At 69.0% G+C, this 13,403-nt stretch carries 9 protein-coding genes; 4 read left to right on the top strand and 5 right to left on the bottom strand.

What is annotated here, in order from left to right:
* The first annotated feature begins 58 nt into the window (after nucleotides 1-58).
* Complete coding sequence (locus KXC43_RS47735; protein ID WP_221382948.1) at nucleotides 59-2,983, top strand: S8 family peptidase; 2,925 nt, start codon at nucleotides 59-61, stop codon at nucleotides 2,981-2,983.
* Between the two features lie 190 nt (nucleotides 2,984-3,173).
* Here KXC43_RS47735 and KXC43_RS47730 read toward each other — a convergent pair whose 3' ends face one another.
* Nucleotides 3,174-4,154, bottom strand: coding sequence for an SAM-dependent methyltransferase (locus KXC43_RS47730; RefSeq protein ID WP_221382947.1), 981 nt, complete (start codon nucleotides 4,152-4,154; stop codon nucleotides 3,174-3,176).
* Nucleotides 4,155-4,252: 98 nt separating this feature from the next.
* Nucleotides 4,253-6,913, bottom strand: coding sequence for an ATP-binding protein (locus tag KXC43_RS47725; RefSeq protein WP_221382946.1), 2,661 nt, complete (start codon nucleotides 6,911-6,913; stop codon nucleotides 4,253-4,255).
* Between the two features lie 236 nt (nucleotides 6,914-7,149).
* Here KXC43_RS47725 and KXC43_RS47720 point away from each other — a divergent pair, with 236 nt between their 5' ends.
* Nucleotides 7,150-8,001: an LLM class flavin-dependent oxidoreductase gene (locus KXC43_RS47720; protein WP_221382945.1), complete on the top strand. Its 852-nt coding sequence runs from the start codon at nucleotides 7,150-7,152 to the stop codon at nucleotides 7,999-8,001.
* 105 nt (nucleotides 8,002-8,106) lie between these two features.
* Here the strand turns inward: KXC43_RS47720 and KXC43_RS47715 are convergent, their stop codons facing one another.
* Both KXC43_RS47715 and KXC43_RS47710 read right to left on the bottom strand, forming a co-directional pair.
* Nucleotides 8,107-9,039: an NAD-dependent epimerase/dehydratase family protein gene (locus tag KXC43_RS47715; protein ID WP_221382944.1), complete on the bottom strand. Its 933-nt coding sequence runs from the start codon at nucleotides 9,037-9,039 to the stop codon at nucleotides 8,107-8,109.
* Nucleotides 9,040-9,107: 68 nt separating this feature from the next.
* The gene (locus tag KXC43_RS47710) at nucleotides 9,108-9,671 is read right to left on the bottom strand and encodes a TetR/AcrR family transcriptional regulator (RefSeq protein WP_308129588.1); all 564 of its coding nucleotides are present in this window, start codon (nucleotides 9,669-9,671) and stop codon (nucleotides 9,108-9,110) included.
* A gap of 89 nt (nucleotides 9,672-9,760) precedes the next feature.
* Between KXC43_RS47710 and KXC43_RS47705 the strand changes: the two genes are divergently transcribed.
* Nucleotides 9,761-10,993 (top strand): MFS transporter, encoded by a 1,233-nt coding sequence (locus KXC43_RS47705; RefSeq protein WP_221382943.1) that lies wholly within the window; start codon nucleotides 9,761-9,763, stop codon nucleotides 10,991-10,993.
* Between the two features lie 112 nt (nucleotides 10,994-11,105).
* Entirely contained in the window at nucleotides 11,106-12,026 is a 921-nt protein-coding gene (locus KXC43_RS47700; RefSeq protein WP_221382942.1) for an alpha/beta fold hydrolase, read from the top strand.
* A gap of 478 nt (nucleotides 12,027-12,504) precedes the next feature.
* Here KXC43_RS47700 and KXC43_RS47695 read toward each other — a convergent pair whose 3' ends face one another.
* Nucleotides 12,505-13,326, bottom strand: coding sequence for a cytochrome P450 (locus KXC43_RS47695; RefSeq protein ID WP_221382941.1), 822 nt, complete (start codon nucleotides 13,324-13,326; stop codon nucleotides 12,505-12,507).
* Between the last annotated feature and the right edge of the window lie 77 nt (nucleotides 13,327-13,403).

The raw sequence follows: 13,403 nt of genomic DNA, 5'->3' as shown, positions 1-13,403 counted from the left end.
CGGGCATGACACCCGACCGGTCCCACCCGGCTCCAAGGTGATCAACCTGCCGGCCGGCGTGACCGATGAGCCGGTGACGGTGATGGTGCAACTGGCCGCCGAGCCGCTGACGGTGGCTGCCGCCGAGACGCCGATGGACAACACGCAGAAGAAGCAGAAGCGCGCCAGCCTCGACCGAGCGCAGGCACCCATCGAGCAGCGCGCCCGTGAGCTCGGCGGCACGGTACTCGGCACCTACCAGCAGGCCTACAACGGCGTGAAGGTGCGGATCGCCGCCGACCGCGCCCGGCAGCTCGCGCAGGAGCCAGGCGTCATCGGCGTCCGGGTGATGCGGACCCACCAGCGGGCCAACGCCAACAGCGTTCCGCTGATCGGGGCACCGCAGGCGTGGTCGGCGCCGGGCAATCTCCACGGCGAAGGCATCAAGATCGCCGTCGTCGACACCGGCATCGACTTCACCCACGCCGACTTCGGCGGACCAGGCACGAAGGCGGCGTACGAGAAGGCCCGCGCCGCCTCGGCCGCGCCCGCCGATCCGGCGCTGTTCGGCCCGGGCGCACCGAAGGTCAAGGGCGGCATCGACCTTGTGGGCGACACCTACCAACCCAATCCGAGCGCACCCGACCCGCAGCCGGTACCTCAGCCGGACAGCAACCCGCTGGACTGCCAGGGGCACGGCACCCACGTCGCCGGCACGGCGGCCGGCTTCGGTGTGACCGCCGACGGCAAGACCTACACCGGTGGTTACAACGCAGAAACCGTCTCCGGTCGAACCTGGAACATCGGCCCCGGCGTGGCGCCCAAGGCAGACCTGTACGCCGTGCGGGTCTTCGGCTGCACCGGCACCACCGACCTCGTCGTCGACGCGATCGAGTGGGCCGTCGCCAACGACATGGACGTCATCAACATGTCGCTCGGCGTGGACTTCGGCGCGTCCGAGTCGCCGGATGCCCAAGCTGCGGACAACGCGGCCAAGGCCGGCGTGATCGTTGTCGCAGCGTCCGGCAACTCCGGCCCCAGCCCGTACCTCACCGGAAGCCCGGCCTCGAGCACCCGCGCGATCAGTGTCGCGGCCAGCGACCCGATCGCCGCCCTGCCCGGCGCCCGGCTGGCCCTCGGCACCGGCACCGACCTCGACACCGCGGTACTCAACGGAGCCGCCATCACCGGCGGCACCGCACTGCCGATCAAGGTCGTAGGTAACGGCGCCGGCGGTATCGGCCTGGGCTGCAGCACCGCCGAGTTCCGGCAGGCGGGCGTCGAAGGCGCCATCGCCGTCGTCTCCCGCGGCGAGTGCGCGCGCACCGCCAAGGCCGTTTACGGCCAGGAAGCCGGGGCGGCCGCGGTCATCCAGGTCAACACGACGCCGGACTTCCCGCCGTACGAGGGCCCGATCACCGAGAACGCAGACACCAACGAGCCGGCAACGGTCACCATCCCGTTCCTGGGTGTGCCCTCGACCGCAGCCGGCGAGCTGCTCGCCGCAGACGGCTCCACGGGCACGCTGACCGCTACCTCGCTGACCAACCCGGGCTACTTGGGCACCGCTTCCTTCTCCTCCGCCGGCGCCCGGCTCGGCGACAGCTGGCTCAAGCCTGACGTCACAGCGCCCGGCGTCAGCATCGCCTCGGCGCGATCCGGCAGCGGAAACGGTTCGCTGATCTCGTCGGGAACCTCGATGGCTTCCCCCCACACAGCGGGCGCGGTCGCGCTGGTCAAGCAGGCGCATCCGGACTGGCGCAAGGTCGAGTACTGGAAGGCCGCGTTGGTCAACACGGCGGATGCGGGCAAGGTCAAGGGTTACGTCACGCGCAGCAACGGCGCCGGTCTCGTCCAGGTGCAGGCAGCCACGGCGACGCAGGTAGTGGCCCTGGGCGACCCGGGCACGGCCACGCTGAACTATGGATTCGCCGAGCTCGGCAAGAACTACACACAGCGCAAGACCGTACGAGTGAAGAATTTCGGCTCGACCCAGGCCACCTTCACCGTCTCGGCGACCCGGCCCGCCGGCAGCAAGCACCAGGTCACGCTGAACAAGAACAAGGTGACTGTGCCGGCGCGGGGGGAAGCGAAGGTCGAGGTCACCCTGACGGTGCCGGCGACGACCGCGGGGAACTCGGCCGAGTTCCACGACGTCTCGGGACTGGTCACCTTCACCCCGACCGGCGGCGCCAACGCCGGCGTCGCCCCGAGCGTGCCGTACTACTTCGTCCCGCAGGCGGTCTCCAAGGTCAACACCAAGCTCGATGTCAGCGCACTGATGCGAACGGGTGAGACTTCGGCGACGGTGACCAACCGGGGCGGTGTGGTCGACGGGCGGGCGGACTGGTACGCCTGGGGCCTGAGCGATCCGAAGGAAGGCACGGCCGGCGCCGTCGACCTGAAGGCCGCTGGCGTGCAGGCGCGGCCGGCCGACGGCAGCATCGCCTTCGCGGTCACCAACTATGGACGCCTGTCCAACGCTGCGGCGTACGACGTCTTCGTCCGCGTGGACGTCGACGCCGACAGCGAGGACGACTACACCGTCATCTCGACCGACTTCGGCCTGGCCACCGCCGGGGTCCCGAACGGCCAGGCAGCCACGCTGGTGGTTGATCTGCGCTCGGAAAACGCCTCGGTCGAGTCGTTCACCGAAGTGCCCACCGACAGCTCCACCCTGGTTATGCCGGTGCGGATCGCGCAGCTCTGTCAGGACGGCTCACCGTGCCTGTCGGCGGCCAACCCGCGGCTGCGCTATCACGTCGTCAGCGTTGACTACACGTCCGCGGTAACCGTCCCCGACGAAACCGGGATGGCAACCTTCAATGCCTTCACCCCGGCCCTGAGCACCGGCATGGTCATCCCCGTCGCACCCGATACGACGGCGCGTGCGACGGTCACCGTGAACAAGGACGAGTTCGCACTGACCAAGCCCCTCGGCTTGATGGTCGTCAGCAAGGACAACCGCAGCACCACCGAGGCCCAGCTGATTCGGGTCGGCTGACCCTGGTCAGGTTGAAGGGGGATCCCGATCGGGGGTCCCCCTTCAACCCGGCCGGCAGGCGGCGTCGGCGCGGTCGGCCGCCGTGACCAGGCCTGCAACTGTTCCCGCTCGTCGTCAGTGAGCCACACCGCAGAACCGGTTCGACCGATCCGGTCGCCACGCTCAGCCTGTCAGTGGCCGGACTCGACGCTTACGGTCGCCGCGCCACGACAAGGGTGCCGGAGGGTCCCGGGTGGACGGCCGGTGCGGTGAAGCCGGCCGTCCCCAGCTCGGTGCCGAGCTCCTCGGCGGTCAGCACCGGGATGTCCCATGACCGGAAGAGGGCTACATTCAGGGCCGCCTGCGGCGTGTCCGGGCCGGTGAGCAGGACCGGCGTGACCAGCAGGCCGCCGGGGCGGAGGCGGTCGTATGCGTTGCTCAAGGTCTTGACCCGGGACGCGGCCGGGAAGAAGAACTGGCTCCAGAACACGACGTCGAACGGCTCGGGGTCGCTGAAGGCGGCCGCGTCGGCATGGACGTAGCGGACCCGGTCGGCGACGCCGAGGGTGGCGGCCTGGACGCGGGCCCGGTCGAGCAGATCGCCGGCCAGGTCCACACCGACAGCGGTCACGCGGGGGTGGAGCTGCAGCATCGTCAGCAGCCCCCCGCTCAAGCCGCAGCCCAGCTCGAGATAGCGCACATCGTCGCCGGTCAGCAGCTCCTGCCACTGCGGGGTGGCCTCGAGCAGCTGGCTCATCAGGCCCCGGGCCAGCGCGGTGGACGGCGCCAGCGTGACACCGGCGGCCAGCGCCGCGCGGTCGGGGTCGGGCAGGTCCCCGTACCGGTCGGGGCCGTCAGTGGTGAACAGTTTCTCGAGCAACTGGGCCTGCACCGCCGCCCCGGCCAGCTGGTTGGCGATCTGCACGTCGGTGCCATGCTGCAGGAGCGGCGCATAGGTGTCACTCAACCGGTAGCGGCCGGGGTTGTCCGACGCCAGCACCTCGGCCGCCCGCAGTGCCGCGCACAGGTCACGGACCCGGCCCGGGCTCAGCCGGGTCACCCGGGCCAGGTCCTCGACGCTCACCTCGTCGGCGCAGTGTGCCAGAAACCCGGAGGTCAGTGCGCCCCGCAGCAGTGCGGTCTGCTGGGCCGCCAACCCAAGAGCGCCCACCGCCTCGTTCAATTCAGCCATGCCCCTCCCGACGGGCGGCGCCGCCGGTGGGTTCACCATCGGGAGGAATCGTCCGGACCCGCTCGGAACTCCGGACGACGAGCACCGAGAACTACCCGCTACACGGACACCAAGGCGACAGCCTGCTCCAGTGACAATGCCCCGGCGGCCTTGTGCTCGACGGCCGGATACCACGTTTCCGGGGTGGTGACACCGCCGTAGGTGCCGCGCATCAGAATGTTGTGCCGGAGCCGCTGAGCGTGCACGGTGTCGCGTAGAGCCGCCGCCTGGTCAGGTCTTCCTACCGAGGCCAGCACGACGGAAAGGTTTTGCAGCACGGCTATGAGGTGGACGAGGTCGCCGGCCTCACGGAACTCTCGCAACGACCACCGCAGCAGGCGCAGGATCTCCGACGGCGACTCCCCGCCCTCCATCATGCCCTGCGCCAGCAGCATCCGGCCGAAGGCGGCGCTCCAGCGTTGTCCGGCCTCGGCGGCTCCGGTGGCCGTAACACCCAGTCGGGGCCGGACGTCGCCACAAGATCCACTCATCGCACTCGCGGCGATCCGGACCACCTCCCCGGTCGTCTCGAGCCACGGCGTCCCGGTCTGCCGTCCCAGGTTCCGGGCCCGCGTGGCCGATGCCAGTGCCAGCGCCGGATCTCCGGTCGGGACTTCTGTCATCGCTTGGAACAGGAGGGCCTCGCCGATGGCGACGGTGGCGTCGCAACCATCAGCCCCGGCTATGGCGGCAGCGATCAGGCGCCGGGCCTGGGCCACGTCACCGGCATAGAACTCGAGGCTCGCGCGCGCCGTTTCAGCCAGGAGCCGGTCTTCCACCGGAGCGTCGGGGGCCGCGTCGAGAGCCGAGGTAAGAACCGCCCGTCCTTCGTCGAGCAGGCCCGCCCGCCACCAGAAATGCCGCAATCCGCCGGCGGTCCGCAGGGCGTCCTGGGGTGACACCGTCAGGTCGTGAGCAATCGACGCTCGAATGTTGGGCAGCTCTCGGGTGAGCGTACGCATGGCGTCGACATCGGACGGAATGTCGGTGCGGGCGACGAGGGCTCGTACCCAGGCTGACTGTGCGGCCCGTGCGGCGGCCGGGGCGTCGTCGATCGAGCGGCAGTAGGCCCGGATCGGCTCCAGGATCCGATAGCGCGTCACCTCACCGGTCAGGTCGGCCACCACGACCGACTGCGTGACCAGCTCGGCCAGCGTGGCGTGGGAGCCGGCGGCCACGTCGAGGGGAAACCCGCCCTCGTACGGCCACAGACGCAACAGCAGAGTCCGCTGCGGCGGCGTCAAGAGGCCGAGGCTCCAGGCGATCGCCTCGCGCAGCGTCGCATGCGGGCTGGTCGAGCCGTCCGGGACCGCGGCCAGGACCGAGAAGTGGTCGTCCAGAAGCCCGGCCATGTCGGCGATGCTGAAAGCGCGGGTCTGCGCGGCGGCCAGCTCGAGGGCGAGGGGGATCCCGTCCAGCGCACCGGCCAGACCGACCAGGGCGGCACGGTCGCCTGGTGCGGGCCGACGGGCCGGGTCGGCTGCCCTGATCCGGTCTTCCAGCAGGGCCACGGCGTCGTCGAGGGGCAGCGGGCCCAGCGCGAGAGTGTGCTCGCCGTCCACGCCGAGCGGCTTGCGGCTGGTGGCCAGGACACGGATCCCCGGGCCCTGCAGGAGCAGTACGTCGACGAAGGGGGGCACATCGGAGAGGTGCTCGCAGTTGTCGAGCAGCAGCAGACCGGTACGAAGGCGCATCGCGGCCAGCAGGGACGACCGGTGGTCGAGGACCGCAGGGGGCAATCCGACGGCGGTGGCCACGGCGGAATACAGCTGACGGTTGTCTGTGATGTCGGCCAGACGCACCAGCCAGGCCGGCTCGTGTCGTGACGCCACCTCGATGGCGAGCCGGGTCTTTCCGATGCCGGCCGGTCCGACGACGGTGGTCAGTCTGCCCGCGGCGATCAGCTTTTCCACCCGGGAAAGCTCACCGGCGCGGCCCACGAAGGCGGAGCGGGGGCGGATCGGCTTGACCGGATGAATCTGGGCCAGTACGGGGTCCTGCCGGCGAACCTGGCGCTCTGTCCGGAGCAGCTCCGGTCCCGGGTCGACTCCCAGCTCCTCGGCGAGCAGGCCTCGAACCCGGTGCACCGCCTCCAGGGCGTCGGCCTGCCGGCCGGCCTGATAGAGAGCTTGGACGAGAAGCGACCAGCGGTGTTCCCGTAGTGGTGCGGACCGGGTCAGGGCGTCCAACTCGTCAGCCGCTCCGGCGGCATCACCGGCCTCCAGCCGAGCCGCGGCCGCCTCTTCCGCGGCTGCCTCGCGCAGGTTGACCAGCCTGGCCCGGGCGATCTGCAGATCGCCCGGCACCGTATCGCCGACTTCCAGATCGGCGTAGGGATCGCCGCGCCAGAGGCGCGAGGCGTCGGCGTAGGTACGAGCGGCGGCAGTGTGCCGTCCGTCAGCCGCAGCTTGCCTGGCCTTGCCGACCTGCTCCGTGAACTCGTCGGCATCCGTGGCGCCGGTCGGCAGGGACAGTTGGTATCCCGCGTTCGCCCGCTGCAGGCTGAAGCGGTGGATGGGGCCAAGCGTCTGCCGGAGCCGGGAAGCCGCGACCTGCAATGCGGCGGCCGGATTGTCGGGCAGCTTCCGGCCCCAGATCGCCTGCACCAGTTCTCCGTCGGCCACCGGCCGTCCGTTGGCGGCGACGAGAGCGGCAAGGAATCGAGGGCCCACCACACCGGCCAGTTGCACAAAGCGATCGCCCTGGCGGATTTGAGTCACGCCGAGTACGCCGATGATCCACATCATCTCAGATTAGCGCCGGGCAGTACCGGTGAAAGGCTGGTGAAAGGTGGCTCCAGGATCATGTCGACGCACCGGTCGCCGCCTGCGCCGACCGCTGCTGTTCCGGGTGGATGGTCAAATCGCCGGCGATGCGCCGGTACCGCTCCTATGCCCGCCAGGTCTGCGGCACCGCCTGACCACGAACATCGCACTGAGGGCTGTTGGAGGTAATCATGAAGATCGGCATCGGGCTTCCGAACCAGGTACGCAACGTGGACGCCCAAGTCATTCCCGCCTGGGCGGCTCAGGCCGAATCGGCGGGATTCTCCACCGTGGCGACGATCGGCCGGATGGCGTATCCCGGTGTGATGGACACCGTTGCACTGGCTCTGGCCGCCGCGACGACGAAGGCCATCGGTTTGTTCAGCGCCGTATTGCAGGGACCGGCATGGCCTCCGGTGCTGCTGGCCAAGGAACTGGCCGGCATCGACGCGGCGTCCGGAGGGCGGCTCACGCTCGGACTCGGGCTCGGCGGTCGCCGCGAGGATTTCGTGGCGGAGGGCTATGGCCCGCGCGGCCTCGGCGCGCGACTCGACCGGGACCTGAGCGTCTACCGCGAAGTCTGGAACGGCGACCCGATAGCCGGCACGCTCCCGGCCGTGACCATCGGGCAGCGCCGGATACCGCTGATCTTCGGCGGCCAGGTTCAGGCGTCGTTCGACCGCATGGCCCGCGAGGGTGACGGATATGTGGGCGGGGCCGTTCCCGCGGCGTTGGTGGCACCGGCTTTCGAAAGCGCTCGGCGGGCCTGGCAGGCGGCCGGTCGGGCCGGTTCGCCCCGGTTGATCGGTTTGGCCTACGCCGGGCTCGGTGACGAGGAGACCGGGCGGGGGAACGTGCATCACTACTACAGTGATCTCGGCGCTGAGCTGGCCGGTCTGGTCAGCGGCAGCATGGCGGCGACGAGCGGGGACGTACGCACCATCGCGGCGCAGTTCGAGGAGATCGGCGCCGACGAATTGATTTTCCTGTCGGCCACCGATGATCTGGACGACGTGGACAGGCTGGCTGGTGCCATCCTCTGATCGTCGTCATCACCGCGGCGGCGCTACGGGCTGCCTCGTCAATGGATCGCAGCCCCTGACGCCGCCGCTAGCGCGGTCGTTTCCGCTGTGCTGCCAGCGCTGCGATCACGCGGAACGGGTGAGCAGTTTCGCCTCGTTCTCGGGGTCGAGCCCGACGCTCATCGGCGGCTCACCGCGGTCGCGGTCCCAGGCCAGCACTGCGGCGGCGGTGGCGGACAGGGGCGTGGACGGCAAGCCGACCTTGCGGGAGGGGGCCGAGTTCACCTCGTACTGCCAGTAGTCGGCCGGATCGGTGAGGACCAGGGGTAGCCCCAGCCCGGCGGTTTCGCCCGGGACGGCGACCACCTCGGCCTCCCGCCCGGCCGACCGGGCGCAGATCCGGATCATCTCGGCCATCGTCACCGGCTCGGCCGGACCGGTCGCGTCGAACGTCCCAGGCCGGTCGTCAGCCAGCAGGGTGACGACCAGCGCGGCGAGATCCCTCGAGTCCACCACCTGCATCGGGGCGTCCGGCGACCCGGACAGCAGCACCCGTCCACCACGGGCGGCCCGGCGGACCCAGTAGGTGAAGCGGTCGGTGGGGTCGTGCGGTCCGGCGACAATTCCCGGGCGCACGATCGTGGCCCGATCGCCGTACCGGTCCCAGGCCACATCCTCGCAGGCGACCTTCAACGGCCCGTACGTGGCAGCTGTGATCTTTTCGGTCGTGTCTTCCGGCGCCTTACGCGCGCCCGGGCGGCCGTAGACCGCCCCGGTGGAGATGAGCAGATACCGGCCGATCCGGTCGTCCAGCGCCTCGGCGAACTGCCCGACGTGCCGGGGGACGTAGGCGCTGACGTCCACGACGGCGTCCCATTCCGCGTCCAGTGCGCGGTAGTCGCCAGTGTCCCGGTCGCCGGTCAGCCGGGTTACGTCGGGGAACAACTCAGGACGCGTACGCCCGCGGTTGAAGATCGTCACGTCGTGACCGCCACGCCTGGCGGTCTCCACGATGGCCCGACCTACGAACGACGTCCCACCCAGAATCAGCAGTCGCATCACCTCACGATAGGAGGGGGTGACGAACAACGGTGCGGTGCCTGGCTGCTTCGACACGGGCGGCCGCCTCAGCGGGCCATGGTCAGCACGTCGCGGACCAGTCGTCGGGCGTACCCGGGATCGACCGGTAGCGCGAAGACGACATGGTGGTACAGCGGTGCGATGACGTGATCGAGGATCTGGGCGGCTGTCGGTGTCGTCTCGCCGCGTTCGCGGGCGCGGTCCACCATCAGCACGGCCTGCTCCAGGCGCGCCTCGGTGACCGAGCAGCCGACCACGATGTCGATGCGGGCTGCCACCATGGCGCGGAGGTAGCGGACCCGCATGGGGCGGGTGATGTCGCGGGCGATGATGTCCGCCCACTGGGTGAGGTCTTGTTCCAGCGATCCGGTGTCGGGTACCGGATCGCCGTCGCGGGTCAGGGCGGCCGCCGCAACCTCTTCCATGAGGGCGTTGACGTCTTTCCAGCGCCGATAGAGCGTCGTCGGGTTGACTCCGGCCCGTTCGGCAATCATGGGGAAAGTGATCTTGTCGGCGCGTTCGCCAACGAGCTCGCCGACCGCCGTGTGGATCGCGGTCAGCACCCGGTTGCTGCGTCCGCCGGGGCGGCTTGCGGCTGTTCGGTGAGACACGTCACCACTATAGCAAAAGGCTTTGCTTTAGGGTCCGTCCGCACTTACGGTCATCAAAGCAAAGATCGTTGCTTTATGGCGGAGGTGCCATGCTCGCCCGTCCGTTCTCCTTCACGGTTGCCGGGGCCGCAGGCGCCGCGGTCCTGACGGCTGCCTCGGCACCGTCGCCGCTCTACCCGGTCTATCAGCGCCTTTGGGGGTTTTCCTCGTTCGCTCTGACGGTCATCTTCGCCGTCTACGTGTTCGCCTTGCTGGCCGCCCTGCTGACCGTCGGCTCGCTCTCCGACCGGGTGGGCCGCCGGCCCGTTGCCTCCGTGGCCCTGGTGCTCCTCGCGCTGGGCATGCTGCTGTTCGCAACGGCCGCAGGCACCAGCGACCTGATCGTGGCGCGCATCGTGCAGGGCTTCGCAGTCGGCGCGGCCACCGGCACCACCACGGCCATGATCGTGGACACGGCGCCGAACCCGCGATCCGGTTCGATCGTCAGCAGCGCGGTTCCGTCCCTGGGCATCGCGATCGGAGCGATCCTGTCCGGAGCCCTGGTGCAGTTCGCGCCGCACCCTCGCCAGCTCGTCTATTGGGTCCTCGCCCTGGCCTATCTGGCCCTTGCGGCACTCGTCTGGCTTGTTCCCGAACGTTCTCGTCCTTCCGAGGCACCGAAGGAGACGGTCTGGCGGTCGCTGCTGCCGAGCGCCGGGCTTCCGCCGACCGTACGGCCGGTCTTCTTCGCCCTGCTTCCGCCGATCGCCGCGACGTGGGCTCTCGCCGGGCTGTATCTGTCGCTCGGGTCGTCGATACTCGGGACGATCCTTGGCGTACGAAATCATTTCGTCGTCGGACTCGTGCTCGGGCTCTTTTTCGCATCGGGCATCTCGGGAGCGGTTGTCTCGCCCTTCCTGCCGTCGTCGCTTCGCGAGTGGGCCGGATACAGCGCGCTCGCCGTCGGTGTCCTCGTCACGATCGCAGCCCTTCAGACCGGTGCCATGCCGATCTACCTGATCGGCTCGGCACTCGCCGGATTCGGCTTCGGCGCGGCGTTCCTGTTCGCCATCAACGCGCTGGGCGAGGCGGCACCCGGCGCCCGGCGCGGGGAGGTGTTCGCAACGATGTACATCGTCAGCTATCTCGCCTTCAGCGTGCCGGCGCTCGCCGCCGGGCTCGCCGCCGCATCATTCGGGCTCAAGCCGACGGCGGTGGCGTACGCGGTGCTGGAGGTCGCACTTGTTCTGCTCGCGACGGTCGTGAGCATCGTTCGGCGCCGCCGCCGAAGCGGTCTCCGCGCGCCCGTGATTCTGAACAAGCCTGATGCGTTCTCGCGCTGAGGATCCACGCACTCGAACGGAGCGCTGAAGAATGCCATTGGCTTCACACACCCACCGCACGTCGCGTCAGACGACGCACTACCTCGAGACCGGGCCTGCCGACGGACCACTGATGATCTTTCTCCACGGATGGCCGGAGATCGGTTTGATCTGGCGCGCACAGATGGAGGCCTTCGCGGCCGACGGCTGGCACTGCATCGCTCCCGATCTCCGCGGCTACGGCAACTCGTCGGCCCCTGCTGCCCAGAACGCCTACGCCATCCGGGAACTGGTGACCGACATGGTGGAACTGCATGACCATCTCGGCGGCCGGCCCGCGATCTGGGTCGGCCATGACTGGGGCAGCATCGTGGCCGGTGCGCTCGCCGCGCACCAGCCCGATCGCTGCAATGGCGTCGTGCTCGTCTCCTGGGCGTACTACCCCGGCTCGAACAGCCTGGCCACGCTCGTACCGCTGGTGGATCGGACGATCTACCCGGCCGAGGAGTACCCGGACGGCCAGTGGGACTACTACCGCTACTACACAACGCATTTCGAGGCGGCAGTCAACGACCTCGAGGCCGACCCGGCGGCCACACTCGCGTCGATCTATCGAGCCGGCCGCCCCGACGCCGTCGGCCAGGTGGCACCTTCGGCGACGGTCACACGCAACGGCGGGCGTTTCGGCCCTGCGCACCAGGCACCGCCGACTCGGCCCGATCCGGCACTATGGCCGGCGGCCGACTTCGACGTCCTGGTCCAGGCCTTCGCAACGCAGGGTTTCGGCCCCTCATGCGCCTGGTACGCCAACGACGAGGCCAACCTCGCCTACGCACGCGAAGCCCCCGACGGCGGTCGCCTGTCGCAACCGGTGCTGTTCGTCAACGGCGAATGGGACCTGATTTGCAGCATCACCGGTAATCGCCAAGGCGACCCGATGCGCGCGGCCTGTGCCGACCTCACCGAGGCATCATTATCGGCTGGGCATTGGCTGCCGCTGGAGCGAAAGGCGGAGCTCACGCAAGCAATTCGTACCTGGCTGCGCAGCGCCTGACGCTCGGCCCCGGGCCCGGCGGCACCCACTACAGCCTAGTCAGCTCACCTGCGCCCTCATCTGCCGGACCTCCGTCCTCATTGAGCAGCGCGGCGACAGGGACCCTGCGCGTGAGTCGGCAGCGCTGATCAGTCGGCGCTACCGACTCCTACCCTGGCCCTTGGTAGGGCGGAGGGCGGCTGGGGGAACGGGAAAAGTGCCTTCGATTTGACAGATTATCTGGCTTGTAACGGGTGTCCTGGGCGGTCGCCAAGGGCTCCCCGCACCGCGGTCGAGCCGCGGCCGGCAGTCTCGCCCCGAGGTTCCCCTGCGGGCATGACTCACTTCGAACGATCAGCGTGACGTAGGAACCCTTGATGATCTTCCGAATCGGTCATGCCCGTCCTGCTGCCGCCAATCGATGCGCTTCTGCCTTGATCCACGCAAGTCGGATACCCTTACGACTCTGCCGGGACCTACGTACGGTGGAATGGCTCACTCAAGCTGGGGCGGACGTCGCCGTCGAGAAGCTGACCGGCAGCGACTTGAGGCTGTACACCAGCATGCTTGTTCGGCGGGAGAAACTTGGGTCTTGCGCCCCCAACTCGAGACGTGGGTAACGTTCGAGCAGTTTGCGGAGGGCGATCTCTCCCTCCATGCGGGCCAGCGGGGCACCCACGCAGAAGTGGATTCCGTGCCCGAAGGCAAGATGGCCGCGAGCATCACGGGTGATGTCGAAACGTGCCGGGTCGGGATACTTGTTCCCGTCGCGGTTCACGGCTGACAGTGAGAAATGGACGAACTGCCCCGCCGGGATCTCCACGTCGCCAATGGTTACGCGCTCCAACGTGACCCGCCGGGAGGGGATGTGAACCGGGCTCTCATATCGGAGCACTTCTTCGACAGCGCCGGGCAGCAGGGCCGGATCGGCGCGCAGCCGCTCCAGCTGCTCAGGGTGCCGCAGCAGCGCGTACACGGCGTTGCCGATCAGCGAGACGGTGGTTTCGTGCCCCGCCAGCATCAGGAGGAAGACCATGCTGATCAACTCCTGCGGGTCGAGCCGATCGTTGTCTTGGGATTCCTCGATCAGGGCGGAGAGCAGATCAGGGCCGGGGGCAGACCGCTTCTCCTCGATCAGAGCCACAAGGTAGGCGAACCAGTCCTGGCCGGCTCGGGCCTTGCTCTCGCCGTCCAGAGTCGAGTCTGTGACGAAGGCGTGGCTCCAGATTCGAACTTGGTCCCGATCCTCGTACGGCACACCGAGCAGTTCACTGATCACTGCGATCGGTAGCGGGAAGGCGTAAGCGTCGACGAGATCCACGTGGCTGAGTTCCCCCCGCTTTCGTGGAGCTTCTCAAACATGATCGACTGATCATGGGGAGGAAGCATTTGTGGCTG

The sequence above is a fragment of the Paractinoplanes polyasparticus genome (assembly GCF_019710575.1).
In the GTDB taxonomy this organism is placed as follows: domain Bacteria; phylum Actinomycetota; class Actinomycetes; order Mycobacteriales; family Micromonosporaceae; genus Actinoplanes; species Actinoplanes polyasparticus.
Note: the sequence above shows the minus strand (reverse complement) of the source record. Positions and strands in the feature narration are given on the sequence as shown.

Excerpts from the sequence above, each read along its gene's own strand:
- KXC43_RS47715 (WP_221382944.1), bottom strand. The coding sequence starts at position 9,039 with ATGCGACTGCTGATTCTGGGTGGGACGTCGTTCGTAGGTCGGGCCATC.
- KXC43_RS47720 (WP_221382945.1), top strand. The coding sequence starts at position 7,150 with ATGAAGATCGGCATCGGGCTTCCGAACCAGGTACGCAACGTGGACGCC.
- KXC43_RS47700 (WP_221382942.1), top strand. The coding sequence starts at position 11,106 with ATGATCTTTCTCCACGGATGGCCGGAGATCGGTTTGATCTGGCGCGCA.
- KXC43_RS47730 (WP_221382947.1), bottom strand. The coding sequence starts at position 4,154 with ATGGCTGAATTGAACGAGGCGGTGGGCGCTCTTGGGTTGGCGGCCCAG.
- KXC43_RS47705 (WP_221382943.1), top strand. The coding sequence starts at position 9,761 with ATGCTCGCCCGTCCGTTCTCCTTCACGGTTGCCGGGGCCGCAGGCGCC.